Source organism: Enterobacter ludwigii, from assembly GCF_001750725.1.
Lineage (GTDB): Bacteria > Pseudomonadota > Gammaproteobacteria > Enterobacterales > Enterobacteriaceae > Enterobacter > Enterobacter ludwigii.
In genome coordinates this window covers 2,323,311-2,344,057 of record NZ_CP017279.1, presented here as the reverse complement: position 1 = coordinate 2,344,057, position 20,747 = coordinate 2,323,311, and the positions used below count along the sequence as shown (strand labels likewise).

Below are 20,747 nucleotides of genomic sequence, written 5' to 3'. Positions count from 1 at the left end.
ATGAAAAAAAGTGCTTCCGTTTTTATTCCGCTCCTGTTTTTGGCGGGATTGATTCCCTTCACCGCAAGGGCACTGACCGCCTCATCGTCAGGGGCGATCAACAACACGTTTTTATTTATCGAGAACGACATTGACGGTGAGTATTTCATTACGCCGTCCGCGTTAGATCCCCGTTTCAGCGGCTCAAATACCTGGGTTAAATACGGCACATCTCAGGTCAGCCTCGGTTACCTGGGTTATGTCATTTGGACTGCGCCGGCCAATAATTATCAGGATATGTGGATTGATAATTCGCCCATTGATGCTCCTTTCACAGGAATACGCTGCTACCGAGGTTCGCAGTGTCCGACGACGGGCTACATTGCCGGGCAGGGGGTGGATAACAATGGTTTTTACCACGCGCAGGTTGGATCCGTGGCGGGGGTTATTGGCGGAGCGTATGGCTTTGCTTCGCTGAGCAACTCAGCCTATGAGTATTTTCGTAATATGCCGACGGGTGGCAGCGAAACCTATGTTTTTAACCGCTGCTATACCTCGGTTAACTATGATTACGCCTCAGGACAACGCTGTAAGGATCAGACAACAGGTCGCTGGAATTACATCAATTACACGTTAAACAAGCGGGGACATCTGGCGCTGGAATCAACAAGTGCCTTTCAGGAGCTGTGGATCGCCAGTGATGGAACCCCAAGCATCACAAATGATTCCGGATCCTGTGAGCTGGGTGTCGTCAGTAACGTTGATGGCGTAATTTGTAAAATGGTCAAATACAACCTTGAGCAGACGCAAAATTTGACGGCATCGTTGACGTTCAGAGCGTATATCGATTCTGCTGCGTTGGGTTTTACCCCTTCCGCAACCACCGTGAAATATTCGGGAAATGGCTCGACATGGTATAACTTCAGCGCCTCGACGGCGTATTACAACGTCTTTTCGACATCTGGCCAGTATATCTATGTCTTTTTGTCGAAAACATTCCTTAAGAATCTGGTGGATGCAGGCGTCAGTATTACCAACAGCCAGCCCTTTACGTTTGCGTTTACGAATGCATTAACTCCGGAGTCAGGCTATTACCAGTTTACCCCCTCTTTGCAGCTCAATATTGTGCCGAAGGAGTATGGGATTAGCATTGTCTCATCGAATAATACGGCCTCTGCCAGTGGAAGCGGCACCATCGGAGATGACGCGCCGATCGAGATGGATTACGTCGTCACCGTATCGGGACCCCGTCAGGCTGACAGTATTACGGCCCAGGTTATCGGGGACAGCACGACAATCAACGATATCCCTTACTGCCTGTTTACGTCGGCCCAGGGGGGGATAAACGTGCCTGTCCCTGCCTATCTGCAATACAACACCGCGTCGGGAAGCCCTACTCAGGTGAGGAACAGCTGCAGTGAAAATGCCATTAGTCTGAACGATGCGTTATGGCAACAGGTGCCATGGGATGCCAACAACACGGATGATGGCAGCTTTTTCAGCACCAACTTAACGCTGCTGTTCCCGATGAATGATTCCCGCTCAGCACTGACGGTGGCTGGCGCTGACTGGGAAGGCGTGGTCAGCGCCAGTGGTGAAATCAAAGTCACCGCGAACTGGCTGGGAGTAACAAAATGATGCGCTGGCGGAAGGTCACGGAGGGTGTGGTGGGACTCTGCATTGCGCTTTACACGCTTTCTGCCCACGCGCTGTATCTGGACTCCACGATCTATGATATCCCCGCAGAGCGGTCGTTCATTAGCAAACATATTTACAACGACAGCCACAAACAGAATGTGTACAGCATTTCGGCGATTAAAATCGACCGTCCAGGACCGGGTGGGGAAAAGCGTCTGCCAATAAAGGACGGGGAGTTGCTGTTTACACCGCTCACGTTTTCGCTCGCCCCGGACGCCGGGGAGTATTTTAAGATCTTCTATCGCGGGCCCGAGGATGACAAAGAGCGTTACTACCGGATTCAGTTTCGCGAGATGCCGGTAACGCTGTTTGCTCAACGTCATTCAGGCAAAGCAAGTGAAGCTGTGCCCGCTATTGCATTGGATACGATACTGGTGGTCAGGCCCAGAAAGCTGACGCTAGGTTATACTCTGGATGAGCAAAAAGGGGCGCTGACAAATACCGGCAATACGTTTTTCAGGATCATCGTACACAAGGGATGCCAGTCAACCGATGACGAGGCGACGATGCGCTACCTGCTGCCTGGAGAGACCTACCGAAGCAGCGCGTTAAACACTAAAAATAAAAAATTCATCGTTGCGTTGAAAAAATATATACCGATAGGCGATGGTTGTTTTAAAAATAACAGTTAAAGTTTAAAGAAACAGTTCTTATATTGCTAACTGAACTCTGGGAATATATTCTGTACTGCGTGCTGGCATTGCCGCCGATAATAAAAGAGTTCCCGGATGAAAAAGATAATCAATGATCATATTGTATACGATTCAGAGACCAGAGCGCTAAGTGTACAGGGAGAAAGAGTGGTTCTGTCCGCTGCAACGGCAAGATTACTGGAGCTCTTTATTGCGAATAACCGCAAACAATTACATCGGGATCTGATTATAGAAGAAGTGTGGGGAAGGTATGGGTTGATCCCATCAGGTCACAGTCTGAATAAAAATGTCAGTATTTTGCGCAAAACGTTAGCAGAACTGGGAATGGATAATCTGATCGCAACTATCCCCCGAGAAGGATTTGTTTTTCAGGCGCAGATCGAAAACGTAAAAGAAGATGCGTTGCCGCATAGCATCACTGCATTAACCTCCGCCACCAAACCCGGGTTAAGGCGATACGGTAAAACGATCGTTGGCGGAATGTTAGGCATCAGCCTGGTGATATCTGGCTTTGTCCTTCTGCCAAAATTATTACGAGATACCGATGGTGTCGTGCATGTACAAAAATCCGGTTCCTGTGAAATATTTACGACAGATGATAATTCAGTTGAGAAAATATCCACTTTTTTGAATTCATCCCGATGGCAGCAATTCAAATCTATCTGTAAGGGAAGAAATAAGGTCATTGTGTTTTATGATGACAATGGATTGTCTGCGGGTAATAAACTAAAGGAATCATTTTTCAGTATATGTACGTTAGGCTCCCGGGGAGTTGCACATGCGTGCGAAAATTATGTATTTTAGTCTTGCCGTAGCGCTTGTTATCATTTTTTTGTTTTTATTTAAACGTCATGAGGTTCCGGCAGCGCTGGTATGCTCAGCGAAGAACCATCTTGTGCTCAATACGCAAAAAACAGGTATGCACATCGAAGGGGAGGTATTGCTGGTTTTCAGGATATCATCTGCTGAAGAGGGGGTATTGTCACAAGTGGGCGTGATTAATGTTAATGGGAAAAGCTACGCCATTAACCGTTCCACGATGCTTAAATTTTTAGGTAATGATAGTGACGGCTACATACGTACCCAACGGGTTTCTGTGATCAAAAATGATAATGATGATTTGCCTGATGAGATCACGGGATTAATTATGTCTAAGCAACACAACTTCTATTATAAAATAATGCATATTGCGCACAATGTGTACGGTATACGCGATTTGCGACGCACCCTGTTGGTGTGTCGGGCAGCGTAATCCTCAGAATAGGGTATCGTCTTATTCTGAAATAATAACCTATGTGTCGCATCATTTATGGTTTTTTATTCTGTTAAAATAGTGTTTATTATCACTAAAGTTTGTCCGAATGTGAATATAAGCGCATAAGTTTGTACTCATTTCGGACCTCAGAATTCGCTACCGATACAGCAAGAATATTCTTATCATTTCCCCTGCGCTCAGTTTTATTGCAAGGGGGATGAGCTACTACACATTATGCAATCTAAAGGCATTTTATTTGTTTTACCTTAAGTATATGTGAATACCAGGTCAATTGTGAATACACTTTCCTGTTCGGGAAGGCTGCGTTTTACAATGAAAACGTGATGGTGATTATTATGAATAAGAAAAAGGTCTTCCTGCTCAGTTATGACATTTATCTTTTCGCCGGGCTTAGGGCTTTTTTGCCTAATCTGGTACTGGTCGACAGTCAGACATTTATATCAGAGTCAGACCTTTCTTTTCAGCAATACAACTCCTGTCTGTTAATTGTTGATAACCGGATGCCCTTTTTCCTGGTGAAGAAATGGCTACATCGTAACAGTAGCCAGTTTATCATGGTAAACAGCGTTGTTCTCAGGTTGAGCGAAAATGAGTGTATTAATCGAGGCTATGAATACAGTACCTCAATTGATGTAACACTGCATTATACGACCGTCATCGATATACTCACGCGTATACTGATGACCACCCCGCAACCGGAATCACGCGTAAAATCAGATGAGCTGGACGTTTTCGCGTTAACCGAATTTGAGGCAGACATGCTTAATGCCATGATGACGAAAGAGGGGCAGGCCGAATTCTGCCGGGCAAATTCATTGACCACAAAATCCCTGTATCGCTACCGGGATAAAATAACGCACAGGCTTGGTTTTAAAAATTTTATTGAATCTATTATTTTTCTTATCCGCAATGGTTTCCTGACTGAAAGAGATGTGGGGCAGAACAGTACGTTAATGCGCAAATCCACCGGGCGTAGTTATGATAATAATGATGCGGGGCGTCTGAGTCTGGCACTCAAAAATGATGAAATTTTACCTTATTATCAACCCGTTGTCGGTGCAGGTGGTGAGCTGTGTGGTATAGAGATTTTGGCCCGCTGGCCATTAGGGCATAATTACACGATTTCGCAGCGAGAATTTATTCCGCTGGCAGAAAGCTGTGGCCTGATTAATGAACTCACCAGCTATTTAATGCATAAAGTTGCCAGTGACTTAAAGCAAAAGAATAACGGGTTAAATACACCGCTGTTTGTGGCGTTTAATGTCAGTCCAACCACGTTAAGTAACCCGGTGTTTTATTGGGAGTGCCTCAATTTTTTAGAGCTGACAGAATCGTTACCGGTGAAGCTCATGATTGAGATCACCGAAAATCAAACGCTGGCCGTGACGCCTGCAATAAAAGAACTGATCCGTTCACTGCGTAATCGCGGGGTGATGTTTGCGCTGGATGACTTTGGTACAGGATACGCGAATTTATGCTATCTGAATGAACTCGAACTGGATGTCATAAAAATTGATAAGACCTTTATCAACGCTATCCAGGCTGATAACCAACCGCTGCCGATGCTGGAATCGATTATTAATCTGGCGATGATTCTTGGGCTGCGTACCGTGGCGGAAGGGGTGGAGTACGCTTATCAGCGAGAGTGGCTTATCAGCAAACAGGTGGATTACCTGCAGGGGTATCATTTCCTGCCCCCGGTGCCGTTCGCTGATTTCCGGCGATTTGTCGAGCAAAGCCAGCCGACGACACGAGAAGCGGCATGCAAAAAGGGCAGCGTGCTGCCAGGTAAAAAGGAAAATGTGCGTTTTAACGCGCTGTAAACGACGGAAGCCCTGCGCATTTCGAGGGCTTCCGTCGGGGCTTAACGGAACATCACCTGTGCCCAGCGGGCCAGACCTGCCGTTACGGAGCCAAAGTCATCGCCACCGGCAATCGGAATACCCGGAAGCTGTTCCGCCAGCGCTTTCTTGATAAGCGGTGAACGGGCGCTACCGCCGGTCAGGTAAATCACATCCGGCTTCTCTTTGCCATTCTCCAGCGCCAGTTGCACCTGCTCGAGGATCCGCTGCAGCGGCTGGGCGAGTGCCGTTTCCAGCCCTTCCTGCGATATCGCGGTCGCCAGCTCATCACTGATAAAAGGTAATGAGACAGCGTGTTCAGCACGGTCAGAGAGGGCGATTTTGCTCTCTTCAGCGGTACGCACTACGCGATAGCTGAGACGCTGACGCCACACTTTATAGAGCAGGGCGACTTTATCCGCGTCCTGCGCGTCGCGTACCAGATCGTTCAGGAAGCGCCCGTTCGCGGTGCTGTAAAAATCACTCTGCGCCGGAACGTCGTTGATGGCGATGGCGTTCCACCAGGGCAGAATTGGCAGGGCAATGCCTTTTTCGGTTTGTCCGCCCATGCCGAGCAGCGGCATCAGGCTTTTAAATGCCAGAGCAATGTCCAGGTCGTTACCGCCTACGCGGCAGCCGCTGTGGCCCAACAGGCTGGTTTCGCGGTCACGACGCTGATGCCATTGTGGCCCCATCAGCAGTAAAGAGCAGTCGGTGGTGCCCCCGCCGATATCCACAACGAGCACGCGTTGCTCTTGCGTTAATGTGGCTTCAAAATCCAGTCCTGCCGCTACCGGCTCATACTGGAAGACCACGTCACGGAAACCGGCTCGGTGTGCGGCGCGCTTGAGGATCCCCTGCGCTTGCTGGTTAGCCTCTTCACCGCCCAGACCCTGGAAGTTGATCGGGCGACCAATAACGGCCTGCGTGATGGGATCGGGTACCTGGGTCTGCGCCTGGTTACGGATGTGCAGCATCATGGCGCACACCAGGTCTTCGAACATCGCCACCTGCTGTGGTTTTAACCCGCTGGCGCCCAGAAACGACTTCGGGGATTTAACGAAGTAAACCTCTTCCGGATCGTCAATGTAATGGCCCAGCGATGAGAGGCCAAACTGCACGCTGGAAGGGGTCACGTCGATATCTTCGTCGCGGTTAAAACTGACCGCACGGCGCAGCAGCGCCTGGGTTTCCGCCGCGGTAGCGGGAACCTGATGATGACGGAACAGCCATTCGCTGACCGCTTCGCGAGTGGGTGCGCAGAGCATTGATGGCAGCAGCGTGCTCTCTTTTTCCATCTTCAGGAGCTGTGGTTGCCCGTTTTGCATAATGGCAACCGAACAGTTTGCCGTACCGTAGTCAAATCCAATAAACACGATTAATCCCCATGCCAGTGAGAAGGGGCGAGACTTTAGCGAAATGTCTGCCTGGCGACAACAGGAATATGAAAGCAAGGCGAAACAAGGCCTTTCGGTTTATGCTGAGGGGAACAAAAAAGGAGCGATGATGTATACCCTGACCTGGCAACCCCCTTACGACTGGCAATGGATGTTTGGTTTCCTTGGCGCACGTGCGGTAGCGGGCGTAGAGACCGTCACGGACCACTATTACGAGCGCAGTTTCGCCTGTGAGGGGCATCAGGGGATATTTCGCGTTACGCCGGACAGCCAAACCCCTACGCTTACCGTGACGCTCAGCCCGGGCTTGATTCCGGTTGCGCAGACCTGCCTTGAGCGTATCGGGCGACTTTTCGATCTTGACTGCGATCCTCAGGCGATCCGCTCGACACTGGGGGATCTGGGGGCAGCACGACCAGGCTTACGGTTGCCGGGGGCGATGGATGCCTGGGAGCAGGGTGTGCGGGCGATACTCGGGCAACTGGTTAGCGTGGCGATGGCGGCAAAATTGGCTTCCCGCGTTGTCGCCCTGTGCGGGGAGCCGGTTGAAGACGCCCCGGGTTATCTCTGCTTCCCGACCCCGCACGCGCTGGCCGCAGCGGACCCGCTGGCGTTGAAAGCGCTTGGAATGCCGGTAAAGCGGGCGGAGTCGATCGTTCACCTGGCTCAGTCTGTGGTTGACGGGACGTTTCCGCTTTCCCCTCCTGCGGATATTGAGGCGGGAATGAAGGCCTTACAGCAGCGGCCCGGGATAGGACGCTGGACGGCAAACTACCTGGCCCTGCGCGGCTGGCAGGCGAAGGACGTTTTTCTGCCGGATGATTATCTGATAAAGCAACGTTTTGCCGGGATGACGCCTGCGCAAATTCGGCGCTACGCCCAGCGCTGGCAGCCCTGGCGCTCGTATGCGTTGCTGCACATCTGGTATACCGACGGCTGGGCGCCATCAGTTGATGGCGAAATAGCTGGTATTAAGCAGTAGATCCAACGGCTGCGGCTCGGCGATGGTGTCGCCGTAAATAAAATCAATGCCGATGCCGGAGAGCGTGTCCATCATGATGGGCTGGTTACACGGACCGGCGATGGTTTTCATGCCCAGGCGCTGGGCGTGCCCCTGAACGATCGTCACCATCATCTCATCCATCAGGTTGCCATAAACATTCGTCACCATTTCCGTATCAAGCATCAGATAATCGGCCATATTGGCGCTGAGGTGGCTAAAGACGTTCATATCGCGTCCCACCTGGCTGAGCACGACGCGGCAGCCAGCATGGCGAAGCTTTTGCAGGCCCTGCTGCAGGTTCTCATCCGGATTACATACCACGTCGGCAGCGATAACCAGATGCAGCAGACGGCCTGGCATGGGGCTCTTCTCCAGTAGGTCGACAAGTTCATCAACCAGCGTGACGCTTGCTAAACCTGCTTCAGACAGCGGAAGCGCGACCCCCATGCCTTTGTGGGCGACCTGTGCGGCGGAGGTGCGGAAAAACTCGTTGAAGATACGTCTGTCAAGGGCGTGCAACAGTTCAGGCTCCGCAAGTCCGGAGCGGAACGCATGCTCTTCCTGCACTTCGCCCTGGCTGGTCCACAGGCGTAATGAAATCAGCCAGAAGTTGCAGCTTTCCGGTATCCGTGGAGACGCGACGCTGCGGGCAATCATCATCAGATGATTGTCTTTAATCATGTGCCACTGCTCATCAAGCGACATCATGCTGCGCATGCCGTGGTCCCGTTCCTGCTGGGGTTCATAAACCGTGACGACGCCGCGTCCGCTGTTTTTCGAGGCGTAACAGGCGATATCCGCCTGCGACATGATTTCTGAAGCCTGATGGTTATTTTCATCAATCAGAGTAATACCCGCGCTGGCGCCGATCCGGTGCAGACGTCCTTCCCACATAAAGTGATAGTCATTGATGGTGTTAATCAGGCGGCCGGTAATATAACGCGCGCTTTCGATATTGCAGTCCGGGAGCAACAACCCGAATTCGTCCCCGCCGAGACGAGCCAGCACGTCGCTGGAGCGGAGCATGGTCAACATTAATGACGAAAGCTCCCGCAGCAGAGCATCACCCGCCGCATGGCCTGCGGTGTCGTTGACGGCTTTAAAACGATCGAGATCGATAAACACCAGCGCATGACGCTGGCGTGTCTCCTGTACGGTCTGTAAGAGCCGTTTGAGGTGGTTTTCGAAACTGACCCGGTTTGCGAGGTGGGTGAGGGCATCGTGCGAGGCACTGTAACTGAGCTGACGCAGCATTTTGCGCGATTCCGTCACGTCCTGAATCACGATCACGGAGCCAATGTTTTGCCCGTCCAGCGTACTGAGCGGGGTGATGCTGTAGTGGATATCGTAGTTGCCGCCGGTACGGCAGTTCAGCACCACGTCCTGGTCTATATCGGAACGGGACATATCGCCGCTGTGAATATTCTCCATCAGCGGTCCCTTTTCACCAAAGGTAATGTGCAACACCTTCAGAACAGGCTGCCCGATAGCCTCGGTCTGCAGCCAGCCGCTCATCTTCTCGGCAACCGGGTTCATAAAGGTGACATTCATGTCGATATCGGTACACAACACCGCTTCGCCGATGGAATCGAGGGTAATGTGCAAACGCTCTTTTTCCTGGAACAGCGCTTCGTTGAGCTGCTTCACCTCGGTCATGTCCATGTTGATGCCGAGCAGGCGTTCGACTTCACCCTGTTTGTTCAGTACCCGGTTCGCCAGAGAGCGTATATGGCGCACGCCTTCTTTAACACGAATGCGGAACTCAAGCTTAAACGGCAAACGTGAAATGAGGGAATCCCGGAGCACCTTTTCAGCGTGAGCGCGGTCTTCCGGGAGCATCGTTTCGTGCCAGAGCTGCCAGGTGGGCTTGATGTGCGGCGGGATCTCATACAGCTCAAACATCCGCTTATCCCAGCTGATAATGTCTGGCTCCAGATCCCACTCCCAGATGCCGATACCGCCCGCTTCGTTGGCGAGGGTGATGCGCTCCATCAGGCGTTTATTGACCCACTCGGTCTGCTTCAGGTCGTTAATATCTTCAATCTGGGCGATAAAATAGAGCGGTGAACCGTCGGTGTGGCGCACCACGGAGACGGCAAGCAGGGCCCAGACCACTTCACCATTGCGGGTGTAGTAACGCTTCTCAAGGGTGTAGGTGTTGATGTCGCCGTTGACCAGCTGCTCCAGCTGTTCGAGATCGGTATTCAAATCTTCCGGCCAGGTTAACTGCTGGAAGGTGAGGGCCTGAAGCTCCGTCTGGCTGTATCCCAGGAAGTTACACAGGGCTTTATTGGCCTGAAGCCACTGCCCCTCAATGCTGACCAGCGCCATGCCGATGGCGGAATACTCCATCGCGTTACGAAAACGCGCTTCACTTTCGGTGATATGTTTGCGTTCGGCGCGAAAGGCATACATCACCATGGTCATAATATTGGCCGGCAACAGCATCATCAAAAAGGGCAGCCAGGGAGCGTTTAGCGTCACCAGCAGGTTTTGCGGCGTCATGGATGCAGGGTTACGCGTCATGATCAGCGAGACCATCATCACGGTGACCAGAAACACCAGAAACGCCTCCATTCGCGGCAGGCGCACGGCGCTCCACATAAGCAGAACGATAACGCAGGTGAAGGGCCACGGCAGCCAGGTAATCGCCATCCAACTGAGAGCCAGCGTCACGGCCATGGTGGCGAGCGTTTCCAGCAGCAATTTTGGGTTGCGGTGACGCAGCAGATAATGTGGTTTAAACAGTAACCCTAACGGCACCAGCGCCAGCGCACCAATGGCTTCTGATAACACCCAGACGAGGAAATTACGCAGCGGCTCCGGACCCGGCACCAGAAGATACACCAGCACTCCGCCAACCAGCGGTGGCACCAGCGCACTGCCGATGGACAGACGGATCCAGTCATTCAGATTCTGCAGGGGGTTATACCATGGGAGCAGTTTACGCAGTAACACCGCGCCAATCACGGCTTCAACCACGTTGATAGCGGTATAGGTCGGGTTGATCGACGACCAGGAGAAAAGCATCCACGCGGCCAGGATATTGCCAAACGAGCAGGCCAGGGCGATACCCGGCCACATCTTTCCTGCATGACGGTAAAAGGCCACCATCATGATGGCGGTAGGGAACCAGAGCGGGGCGAGCAGGGTGCCGAAGCGGGTCAGCTCCAGCGAAAATAAGGTAAAGATAAAGGTGACCAGGCCCAGACAGACAAGTCGCAATAAAGGATGTGTGGTGGTAACCAAAACCCGCTGGTATTGTTTATTCATTACCGCTTTATCCAGAGACGCCATGCCGTCAGGAGAGAAGTCCGGACGAGTGAATTTGATAATTTGGTTTATGCTAGTACAAACAATTTACAATTCATATGGCGACTGCTCATAATTTGACATCATAGACTTATTAAATAGTTACTCGGTAAAAAATCCCCGACAAACGCTGAAAAAACGTGCGTTTAAATTTCACAAAGGGATCATTTCGTCGCTTTTCACCCTGTCTCGCAGAACCTGCGCTTTCGACTGGTATCATGCCCGCGAAATCCCTATAATTGCCGCGTTTGACGCTCCGGCGTCGTCCTTCCTTAACATCCAGGTTAATCAGGTCGCTAAATTTATGACTGATAAGTCTCATCAGTGCGTCATTATAGGCATCGCCGGCGCATCGGCTTCAGGTAAAAGTCTTATTGCCAGTACGCTTTACCGCGAACTGCGTGAACAAGTTGGTGATGAGCATATCGGCGTCATTCCCGAAGACAGCTATTACAAAGATCAATCCCATCTGTCGATGGAAGAACGCGTAAAAACTAACTATGACCATCCTAATGCGATGGATCACAGCTTACTGTTCCAGCATTTAGAAGCACTTAAAAGCGGCCAGGCAATTGAACTTCCCGTCTATAGTTATGTAGAACATACCCGTACGCAGGAAACGATCCGTATCGAACCGAAGAAGGTCATTATCCTTGAAGGTATTTTGCTTCTGACCGACTCCCGTCTGCGTGAATCAATGAACTTCTCGATTTTCGTCGATACGCCGCTGGATATCTGCCTGATGCGCCGCATTAAGCGTGACGTGAATGAGCGTGGACGTTCGATGGACTCCGTGATGGCGCAATACCAGAAAACTGTCCGCCCGATGTTCCTGCAATTCATTGAACCATCCAAGCAATACGCCGATATCATCGTGCCTCGCGGCGGTAAAAACCGCATAGCCATTGATATCTTAAAAGCGAAAATCAGCCAGTTTTTTGAATAAGCCGCGCGAATTGTGTACCGTTCAGGGATAACCTGGTTTTGCCCTGAGTCTTTATGGCTTCAGGGTACGATGCATGAAAGGAGAAAGTGCGATGCGTCTTTGTGATCGCGATATTGAAGCCTGGCTGGATGAAGGCCGTCTGTCTATTACACCACGTCCACCCGTGGAGCGTATCAATGGTGTGACTGTTGATGTGCGCCTGGGAAATAAATTCCGCACCTTTAGCGGCCATACCGCACCGTTCATCGACCTTAGCGGGCCGAAGGATGAAGTCAGCGCCGCGCTTGATCGCGTGATGAGTGATGAAATCGTTATTGACGAGGGCGAAGCCTTTTATCTGCATCCGGGTGAACTGGCGCTGGCGGTGACCTATGAATCCGTGACGCTGCCTGCGGACCTGGTCGGCTGGCTCGATGGCCGTTCTTCTCTGGCGCGACTGGGGCTGATGGTTCACGTGACCGCGCACCGTATCGATCCAGGCTGGTCGGGCCGTATCGTGCTCGAGTTCTTCAATGCCGGTAAACTGCCTCTGGCACTGCGTCCCGGGATGATGATCGGCGCACTGAGCTTTGAACCGCTAACCGGTCCGGCAGATCGTCCTTATAACCGCCGTCAGGACGCTAAATATCGCGACCAGCAGGGTGCGGTCGCGAGCCGTATTGATAAAGACTGATCGTTAGTCCACTGAGGATGCTATGAGAAGAGTTCTGACAACGCTGATGATTTTGCTGGTGGTTCTGGTTGCTGGCCTTTCGGCGTTAGTCCTGCTTGTTAACCCTAATGATTTCCGTGCTTACATGGTGCGGCAGGTCGAAGCGCGTAGTGGTTATCAACTGAAGCTTGATGGGCCGCTGCGCTGGCACGTCTGGCCGCAACTCAGCATTCTCTCAGGCCGCATGTCGTTAACCGCGCCGGGTGCCTCCCAGCCGCTGGTCTCTGCCGATAACATGCGTCTTGATGTGGCGTTGATCCCGCTCTTTTCACACCAGTTGCAGGTCGACCAGGTGATGCTGAAAGGGGCGGTGATTCAGCTGACTCCGCAAACTGAAGCCGTGCGGGACTCGGATGCGCCGGTCGCCCCGCGGGAAAATACGCTGCCCGACGAGCCGACGGATACGGGTTGGTCATTTGATATAGCCAAACTGAAAGTCGCCGACAGCGTGCTGGTTTTCCAGCATGAGTCCGACGAGCAGGTAACCGTCCGTAACATCAACCTGAAGATGGAGCAGGACGCCCATCATGTTGCCTCGCTGGAGTTTAGCGGAAGGCTGAACCGCGATCAGCGCGATCTCAATCTGTCGCTGAACGCCAACGTGAATGCCTCAGATTACCCCCATCAGCTCACGGCGGATATTCAGCAGCTGAACTGGCAACTGATGGGAGCCGATCTTCCTGCCCAGGGGATCACCGGTCAGGGAACGCTGCAGGCCGTGTGGCGCGAAGAACAAAAACAGCTTGAGCTGGATAATCTCAACCTGCAGGCGAACGACAGCAGTCTGACAGGGCAGGCGAGCGTCACGCTTGAGGAGAAGCCGAAGTGGGTAATGAATCTGCAGTTTGACAAGCTCAATCTGGAGAACTTACTTCCGCCTCAGCCAGCAGGTGCAACCGACGGGAACGCTGCTCAGAATGGGCAAAGCCAGCCGTCCAAGCCGCGTCCGGTCATCTCCTCGAGTCTTGATCAGCCAGACTATAACGGTCTGCGCGGATTCACGGCCGATATCTTACTGAAAGCTAACAGCCTGCGCTGGCGCGGTATCGATTTTACCGACGTGAGCAGCCAGATGTTTAACCATAACGGTTTGCTGGTGATCTCCGAACTGAGCGGCAAAATGGGCGCCGGACATCTTTCTCTGCCGGGCACGCTGGACGTGCGTAAAGAGACGGCCAGCGCCGAATTCCAGCCGCGTCTCGACAACGTTGAGATTGGTACCATCCTTAAAGCCTTTAATTACCCGATCTCCTTAACGGGCCAATTGACGCTGGCGGGTGACTTCTCGGGGACGAAGATTGATGCTGAGGCTTTCCGCCGCGAATGGCAGGGGCAGGCCCATCTTGATCTGAAAGATTCCCGTATGGAAGGGCTTAACTTCCAGCAGCTGGTGCAGCAGGCGGTGGAGCGCAGCAGTGATGTCAAAGCCCAGGAAAATTACGACAGCGCAACGCGCCTCGACAGCTTTACCACTGACCTGACGCTGGATAACGGGCAGCTTACCCTCGACCGAATGCAGGGAACCTCTTCACTCCTGTCGTTAACCGGTGAAGGTAAGCTGGATCTGGTGAAAGAGACGGCGGATACCCGATTTAACGTGCGGGTACTTTCCGGCTGGCAGGGTGAAAGTAAACTGATCGACTTCCTTAAAGAGACGCCGGTTCCACTCACTGTCTATGGCAAATGGCAGGCGCTGAATTACAGCCTTCAGGTGGATCAGATCCTGCGCAAACATCTGCAGGACGAAGCGAAACGTCGTCTGAACGACTGGGCGGATCGGAATAAAGATTCACAGTCAGGGAAGGATGTGAAGAAGCTGTTAGATAAGCTTTGATGCCCGAGCGCCCGGTAGCGCACATGCTACCGGGCAAAACAACTCACTAAACCTCATAGTCCAGTTCTTCTTCATCCCGCAGTGGAATGAGCTGCACCTTCTGTACACGGTGGCTCTCAACCTGCAACGTTTTAAGCAGATAGTCCCCCACCTGAACCTCTTCTCCCGGTTGCGGGATACGCTGCAAATATTCCATCAGCAGACCGGCAATAGTGTGGTATTCGCGTTTTTCATCCAACGGCAGCGGCACATATTGCACCAGGTCTTCCAGCGGCATATGGCCGTTCGCCGTCCACGACCCGTCGGCATTTTTCTGGATGTCGTGGCGCGCATCAATCTCATCCACCTCGTTGGGCAAATTACCGGCGATGGTTTCCATGACGTCGCTGAGCGTGACCAGTCCTTCAACGGAACCGAATTCATCCACCACAAAGGCAAAGTGAGTGCGCGCGTTACGGAACTGCTCAAGGGCAGAAAGCAGCTGCAGTCCTTCAGGGAAGACCAGCGGCTGGCGTACCAGGGCACGCAGATTGAGTGCTTCACCGTGCAGCTGCTGTTGCAGCAGGTCGATGACGTGCACCACGCCCAGCAACTCCTCTTCCTCTTCACCGCCGGTGACAACCACGCGGGTGTGCTGGTTTTTATCCAGCAGTGCGCGAATGTGCTCCTCCGGTGCCGTCAGGTCGATATGCTCAATGTCATGCCGTGATGTCATGATGCTGCTGACCGTCCGCTGATTCAGATTGAGCACCCGCTCAATCATCAGTCGCTCCTGCGGATTAAAGATCAGCCCGTCACTGTGATCGGCAAGCATCGCGGCGGATTCCGCATCCAGTTCTGCATCCTCTTTTTTCCCGCTCAGCAGGCGCATGACCGTGTCGGCCGTGCGTTGACGTAACGTCTGATTCGCTGAGAGGAAGCGGCGACGGTTGAATATCGCCAGCTGGTTCAGCGCTTCAATCATTACTGAGAAACCAATGGCGGCATACAGATAGCCTTTCGGAATGTGGAATCCAAACCCGTCTGCCACCAGGCTAAAGCCAATCATCAGCAGGAAACTCAGGCAGAGAATAACAATGGTCGGGTGGCTGTTAACGAACCGGGTCAGGGCTTTACTTGCCATCACCATCAGCGTAATGGCAATGATCACTGCGGCCATCATCACGGCCAGGTGGTCAACCATCCCGACGGCGGTGATCACCGAGTCCAGTGAGAAGACGGCGTCCAGCACCACGATTTGCGCCACCACAGGCCAGAATTTTGCCCCGCGTCGCTGGGTCGGGTTTTCACTGTCTTTGCCTTCGAGCCGCTCATTAAGTTCAACCGTCGCTTTAAACAGCAGGAACAAGCCACCGAAGAGCATGATCAGGTCACGGGCGCTGAAGCTCAGGCCGTGAACGGAGAACAGAGGCTGTGTCAGCGTGACCAGCCAGGAGATAGAGGCCAGCAGCAGCAACCGCATCACCATCGCCAAAAGCAGGCCCGTTACGCGAGCGCGGTCACGCTGAGAAGGGGGCAGTTTTTCGGCGAGGATGGCGATAAAGACCAGATTATCAATACCGAGCACCAATTCGATGACGACCAGCGTCACCAGTCCGGCCCAGATTGATGGATCGGCAATCCATTCCATAGTAATAGCAATACCTTCTGTTATATGACGAATGTCACACTTCGATCATGGATAAAGCGGCGGGAAATTGCAATGCCGGGCTGAGATTTCTCTTAATAAGGCCGAACAAAAAGAGAGCAATACGCTGGCGCTGTAAATAAGGTAATTACGTATATTTTATTACGCACAGTACATTTTAGGATATATCGCAATTAATGGTTTTTATTGTTTCTTTGTCAATATAAAGAAAATCCTAAAAGGTCAAAAGTTTGCTCTTAATATTAATCTTAAAAACAGTTATTAGGACAGTTGTCTCCTTGCCTGCTATTAGGTTAGCTGCAACAATTCCTCCAGCATCAAATGTTAAATCTCCTTGTTGCTATTATTGTTTCGGTCTTCAGGAATGGTTATTGATTATCCGTCGGGCGTTTTTGCGGCTGATATATTTCCAGAAGACCTTGTTCAAGAGGGTGTCTATCCATAACACATTGTTTAGTCAGTGGATTGGTAACTGAAAGCCAAGGGCGGTAGCGTGCCTGAAAGCGTGTGAATCAGCCTCGATTATTCTGTCAATAGCCAATGGATGAATAAGCTTTTTTTAGGACTGATGCCAGTTATATTTCTATTTGATTAACTGCATGCTGAAACCCAATACGACCCGGCTTATTTTAAATTGCACAGGATAATTACTCTGCCAAAGTGATAAATAATCAATGATGAAATCCAAAATGAAATTGATGCCATTATTGGTGTCTGTGACCTTGATGAGTGGTTGTACGGTCTTTCCCGGCAGCAATATGTCAACAATGGGTAAGGATGTGATCAAGCAGCAGGATGCCGATTTTGATCTCGACAAAATGGTGAATGTTTATCCACTCACGCCACGTCTGGTCGAACAATTACGCCCACGTCCGAATGTTGCTCAGCCGAATATGTCTCTGGATCAGGAGATTGCCTCCTACCAGTACCGCGTGGGGCCGGGTGATGTTATCAACGTCACCGTCTGGGACCACCCTGAACTGACCACACCAGCGGGCCAGTACCGTAGCTCAAGCGACACCGGTAACTGGGTACAGTCAGACGGCACCATGTTCTATCCCTATATTGGCAAGGTACACGTTGCCGGGAAAACGCTCGCCGAAATCCGCAGTGATATTACCGGCCGCTTAGCGCAGTACATCGCCGATCCGCAGGTGGACGTTAATATCGCCGCATTCCGCTCGCAAAAAGCCTATATCTCCGGACAGGTGAATAAATCCGGTCAACAGGCCATCACCAACGTACCGCTGACCGTTCTGGATGCCATTAACGCCGCCGGCGGTTTAACCGACGGTGCCGACTGGCGCAACGTGGTTCTGACGCACAACGGCAAAGAGCAGCGCATTTCGCTGCAGGCGCTGATGCAAAACGGTGACCTGACTCAGAACCGTCTGCTCTATCCGGGCGACATTCTCTACGTACCGCGCAATGACGATCTGAAAGTGTTCGTGATGGGCGAAGTTAAGAAACAGAGCACCCTCAAAATGGACTTCAGCGGCATGACCCTGACCGAAGCGCTGGGTAATGCAGAGGGTATTGATCTGACCACCTCCAACGCCACCGGTATCTTCGTGATCCGTCCGCTGAAAGGTGAGGGCAGTGCGAAAGGCAAGATTGCCAACATCTACCAGCTGGATATGTCCGATGCGACGTCTCTGGTGATGGCAACGGAGTTTCGTCTCCAGCCATACGATGTGGTGTATGTCACCACCGCACCGGTTGCCCGCTGGAACCGTCTGATCAACCAGTTGCTGCCAACCATCAGTGGCGTTCGCTACATGACGGATACGGCGCGCGACATTCATACCTGGTAATCCGCGATGTTTAACAAAATTCTGGTGGTATGCGTGGGGAACATTTGCCGTTCCCCCACGGCTGAACGGCTGCTGAAACTCTACCAGCCCGAACTGACCGTTGAATCCGCAGGGCTGGGTGCGCTGGTCGGTAAAGGTGCCGATGAGCGCGCAACGAGCGTGGCCCGCGATCATAACCTTTCTCTCGACGGGCACATCGCCCGTCAGGTCACCGGCCGTATGTGCCGGGAGTATGACCTGATCCTGACGATGGAAAAACGCCATATCCATGCGCTGTGTGATATCGCACCGGAGATGCGCGGCAAGGTGATGCTGTTTGGTCACTGGGACAATGAACGCGAAATCCCCGATCCATATCGCAAAAGCCATGAGGCCTTCGAGGCGGTATACACCTTACTTGACCAGTCTGCCCGTCAGTGGGCGCAGGCACTGAAAGTTCAGCAGGGATAACAATGACAGAAAAAACAAAACCTTCTGCCGCCCCGACTTCGGGCAGTGATGAAATCGATATTGGTCGCCTGGTCGGCACCGTCGTAGAGGCAAAGTGGTGGGTGCTTGGGATCACCGCCGTGTTTGCCGCGGCGGCCGTCGTCTATACGCTGTTTGCGACGCCCATCTACAGTGCCGATGCGCTGGTGCAGATTGAGCAGAATACCGGTAACTCGCTGGTGCAGGACATTGGCTCCGCACTGGCGAACAAACCGCCGGCTTCCGATGCGGAAATTCAGCTGATCCAGTCGCGCCTGGTTCTGGGTAAAACCGTGCACGACCTCGGCCTTGATATCTCCGTCACCAAAAATACCTTCCCGATCTTTGGTGCCGGCTGGGACCGTCTGATGGGACGCAGCAACGACACGGTCAAAGTGACTGACTTTGTGCTGCCAAAAGGAAGCGCGGATCAGACCTTTACCCTGACGGTGTTAGGCCCAAAACAGTACCAGTTAACCAGCGATGCGGGCTTTAGCGCGCGCGGTGAAGTGGGGCAGATGCTGACGAAAGAGGGTGTCAGCATGATGGTCAGCGCGATCCACGCCCAGGAGGGCGGTGAATTTACCGTGACCAAATTCTCCACGCTGGGAATGATTAACAATCTGCAGAACAACCTGACCGTCACCGAAAACGGCAAGGACACCGGTGTCCTGAGCATGACCTTTACCGGTGAAGATAAGGATCAGATCCGCGACATCCTCAACAGCATCACCCGTAACTATCTTGAGCAGAACGTTGAGCGTAAATCGGCTGAAGCAGCGAAAAGCCTGGCATTCCTCGCCAAACAGCTTCCGGAAGTCCGCGCCCGTCTGGATGATGCCGAGAACAAGCTGAACGCCTATCGTCAGGATAAAGACTCTGTCGACCTGCCGCTGGAAGCGAAATCCGTTCTCGACTCGATGGTTAACATTGATGCCCAGCTTAACGAGCTGACCTTCAAAGAGGCGGAGATTTCCAAGCTTTATACCAAGCGTCACCCGGCCTACCGTACGCTGCTGGAGAAACGCCGCACGCTGGAAGAAGAGAAGGCGAAACTCAACGATCGCGTCACTGCGATGCCTAAAACGCAGCAGGAAATCGTACGTCTGACCCGCGATGTGGAATCCGGACAGCAGGTGTACATGCAGCTGCTGAATAAACAGCAGGAGCTGAAAATTACCGAAGCCAGTACCGTTGGTGATGTGCGCATCGTTGACCCGGCCATCACCCAGCCAGGGGTGCTGAAGCCGAAGAAAGCCCTCATCATTCTCGGCAGCATTATTCTGGGTCTTATCCTCTCCATCGTTGGCGTGCTGCTTCGCTCGCTGTTCAACCGTGGAATCGAAAGCCCGCAGGCACTGGAAGAGAGCGGTATCAACGTCTACGCCAGCATCCCGCTGTCGGAGTGGCAAAAATCGCGTGACAGCGTCAAAACAACCAAAGGCGTTAAGCGTTACAAACAAAGCCAGCTGCTGGCCGTGGGTAACCCAACCGATCTGGCCATCGAAGCGATTCGTAGTCTGCGTACCAGTCTGCACTTCGCCATGATGCAGGCCAAAAACAACGTCCTGATGCTGACCGGTGTCAGCCCGTCAATTGGTAAGACCTTTGTCTGTGCCAACCTGGCGGCGGTGGTGAGCCAGACCAATAAACGGGTGCTGCTGATCGACTGTGATATGCGTAAGGGCTATACCCACGAACTGCTGGGTACCAATAACGTCAACGGGCTGTCGGAAATCCTGCTGGGCAAAGGTGAGATTAGCCAGAGTGCAAAACCGACGACGGTGCCGAAGTTTGACCTTATTCCGCGTGGTCAGGTGCCGCCAAATCCATCAGAGCTGCTGATGAGTGAACGTTTTAGCGAGCTGGTGGAGTGGGCGAGCAAAAACTATGACCTGGTGTTGATTGATACCCCACCAATTCTGGCGGTGACCGATGCCGCCATTGTGGGCCGCCATGCCGGCACCACGCTGATGGTGGCGCGTTACGCGGTGAACACGCTGAAGGAAGTGGAAACCAGCCTGAGCCGCTTCGAGCAAAACGGAATTGAAGTGAAAGGGGTGATCCTGAACTCCATCTTCCGTCGTGCGACCGGTTACCAGGACTACGGTTACTACGAGTACGAATACAAGTCTGACAGTCACTAATCGTTAGCTTTCGGGGAAG

Annotated in this window: 15 protein-coding genes; 12 read left to right on the top strand and 3 right to left on the bottom strand. The window is 52.5% G+C overall.

Features of this window, described 5'->3' with window-relative positions:
• From BH714_RS11075 to BH714_RS11055, 5 genes are all read left to right on the top strand, one after another.
• A complete protein-coding gene (locus tag BH714_RS11075; protein ID WP_167353664.1) occupies positions 1-1,617 on the top strand; it encodes a fimbrial protein in 1,617 nt (538 codons plus the stop codon).
• Positions 1,617-2,309, top strand: coding sequence for a fimbrial biogenesis chaperone (locus BH714_RS11070; protein WP_472323098.1), 693 nt, complete (start codon positions 1,617-1,619; stop codon positions 2,307-2,309). Before BH714_RS11075 ends, BH714_RS11070 begins: the two co-directional genes overlap by 1 nt.
• Before the next feature lie 96 nt (positions 2,310-2,405).
• Complete coding sequence (locus tag BH714_RS11065; RefSeq protein WP_014170839.1) at positions 2,406-3,134, top strand: winged helix-turn-helix domain-containing protein; 729 nt, start codon at positions 2,406-2,408, stop codon at positions 3,132-3,134.
• Positions 3,109-3,582 carry a hypothetical protein gene (locus tag BH714_RS11060; protein WP_020883251.1) on the top strand — a complete coding sequence of 158 codons (474 nt, stop codon included), beginning with the start codon at positions 3,109-3,111 and terminating at the stop codon, positions 3,580-3,582. The genes BH714_RS11065 and BH714_RS11060 overlap by 26 nt, the downstream gene beginning before the upstream one ends.
• A 359-nt stretch (positions 3,583-3,941) precedes the next feature.
• A complete protein-coding gene (locus tag BH714_RS11055) occupies positions 3,942-5,429 on the top strand; it encodes an EAL domain-containing protein (protein ID WP_229216795.1) in 1,488 nt (495 codons plus the stop codon).
• A 41-nt stretch (positions 5,430-5,470) separates the two neighbouring features.
• Here BH714_RS11055 and yegD read toward each other — a convergent pair whose 3' ends face one another.
• Positions 5,471-6,823 carry a molecular chaperone gene (gene yegD, locus BH714_RS11050; protein ID WP_040017957.1) on the bottom strand — a complete coding sequence of 451 codons (1,353 nt, stop codon included), beginning with the start codon at positions 6,821-6,823 and terminating at the stop codon, positions 5,471-5,473.
• 130 nt (positions 6,824-6,953) lie between these two features.
• Between yegD and alkA the strand changes: the two genes are divergently transcribed.
• Entirely contained in the window at positions 6,954-7,826 is an 873-nt protein-coding gene (gene alkA, locus BH714_RS11045) for a DNA-3-methyladenine glycosylase 2 (protein ID WP_040019053.1), read from the top strand.
• Here alkA and BH714_RS11040 read toward each other — a convergent pair.
• Positions 7,791-11,120, bottom strand: coding sequence for a diguanylate cyclase (locus tag BH714_RS11040; protein ID WP_040019052.1), 3,330 nt, complete (start codon positions 11,118-11,120; stop codon positions 7,791-7,793). The genes alkA and BH714_RS11040 overlap by 36 nt on opposite strands.
• 343 nt (positions 11,121-11,463) lie before the next feature.
• Here BH714_RS11040 and udk point away from each other — a divergent pair, with 343 nt between their 5' ends.
• From udk to asmA, 3 genes are all read left to right on the top strand, one after another.
• Entirely contained in the window at positions 11,464-12,105 is a 642-nt protein-coding gene (udk, locus tag BH714_RS11035) for a uridine kinase (protein ID WP_020883256.1), read from the top strand.
• 91 nt (positions 12,106-12,196) lie between these two features.
• Complete coding sequence (gene dcd, locus BH714_RS11030) at positions 12,197-12,778, top strand: dCTP deaminase (protein WP_020883257.1); 582 nt, start codon at positions 12,197-12,199, stop codon at positions 12,776-12,778.
• 22 nt (positions 12,779-12,800) lie between these two features.
• Positions 12,801-14,651: an outer membrane assembly protein AsmA gene (gene asmA / locus BH714_RS11025; protein WP_040017956.1), complete on the top strand. Its 1,851-nt coding sequence runs from the start codon at positions 12,801-12,803 to the stop codon at positions 14,649-14,651.
• Positions 14,652-14,697: 46 nt separating this feature from the next.
• Here the strand turns inward: asmA and BH714_RS11020 are convergent, their stop codons facing one another.
• Entirely contained in the window at positions 14,698-16,281 is a 1,584-nt protein-coding gene (locus tag BH714_RS11020; RefSeq protein ID WP_020883259.1) for a TerC family protein, read from the bottom strand.
• A gap of 692 nt (positions 16,282-16,973) precedes the next feature.
• On the opposite strand from BH714_RS11020, the gene BH714_RS11015 reads away from it, so the two are divergent.
• From BH714_RS11015 to wzc, 3 genes are read left to right on the top strand one after another with little or no spacing between them, the layout of a single operon-like run.
• Positions 16,974-18,113, top strand: coding sequence for a polysaccharide export protein (locus BH714_RS11015; RefSeq protein ID WP_014170829.1), 1,140 nt, complete (start codon positions 16,974-16,976; stop codon positions 18,111-18,113).
• Between the two features lie 6 nt (positions 18,114-18,119).
• Positions 18,120-18,563, top strand: coding sequence for a low molecular weight protein-tyrosine-phosphatase Wzb (gene wzb, locus BH714_RS11010; RefSeq protein ID WP_032678535.1), 444 nt, complete (start codon positions 18,120-18,122; stop codon positions 18,561-18,563).
• 2 nt (positions 18,564-18,565) lie between these two features.
• Entirely contained in the window at positions 18,566-20,728 is a 2,163-nt protein-coding gene (gene wzc / locus BH714_RS11005; protein WP_032680628.1) for a tyrosine-protein kinase Wzc, read from the top strand.
• The last annotated feature ends 19 nt before the right edge of the window (positions 20,729-20,747 follow it).

Bases quoted from the DNA above. Each gene is read 5' to 3' on its own strand.
- udk (WP_020883256.1), top strand. From the start codon at position 11,464: ATGACTGATAAGTCTCATCAGTGCGTCATTATAGGCATCGCCGGCGCA.
- BH714_RS11075 (WP_167353664.1), top strand. From the start codon at position 1: ATGAAAAAAAGTGCTTCCGTTTTTATTCCGCTCCTGTTTTTGGCGGGA.
- wzb (WP_032678535.1), top strand. From the start codon at position 18,120: ATGTTTAACAAAATTCTGGTGGTATGCGTGGGGAACATTTGCCGTTCC.
- BH714_RS11070 (WP_472323098.1), top strand. From the start codon at position 1,617: ATGCGCTGGCGGAAGGTCACGGAGGGTGTGGTGGGACTCTGCATTGCG.
- BH714_RS11040 (WP_040019052.1), bottom strand. From the start codon at position 11,120: ATGAATAAACAATACCAGCGGGTTTTGGTTACCACCACACATCCTTTA.
- dcd (WP_020883257.1), top strand. From the start codon at position 12,197: ATGCGTCTTTGTGATCGCGATATTGAAGCCTGGCTGGATGAAGGCCGT.
- BH714_RS11015 (WP_014170829.1), top strand. From the start codon at position 16,974: ATGATGAAATCCAAAATGAAATTGATGCCATTATTGGTGTCTGTGACC.
- wzc (WP_032680628.1), top strand. From the start codon at position 18,566: ATGACAGAAAAAACAAAACCTTCTGCCGCCCCGACTTCGGGCAGTGAT.
- BH714_RS11020 (WP_020883259.1), bottom strand. From the start codon at position 16,281: ATGGAATGGATTGCCGATCCATCAATCTGGGCCGGACTGGTGACGCTG.
- BH714_RS11060 (WP_020883251.1), top strand. From the start codon at position 3,109: ATGCGTGCGAAAATTATGTATTTTAGTCTTGCCGTAGCGCTTGTTATC.
- asmA (WP_040017956.1), top strand. From the start codon at position 12,801: ATGAGAAGAGTTCTGACAACGCTGATGATTTTGCTGGTGGTTCTGGTT.
- BH714_RS11065 (WP_014170839.1), top strand. From the start codon at position 2,406: ATGAAAAAGATAATCAATGATCATATTGTATACGATTCAGAGACCAGA.
- alkA (WP_040019053.1), top strand. From the start codon at position 6,954: ATGTATACCCTGACCTGGCAACCCCCTTACGACTGGCAATGGATGTTT.
- BH714_RS11055 (WP_229216795.1), top strand. From the start codon at position 3,942: ATGAATAAGAAAAAGGTCTTCCTGCTCAGTTATGACATTTATCTTTTC.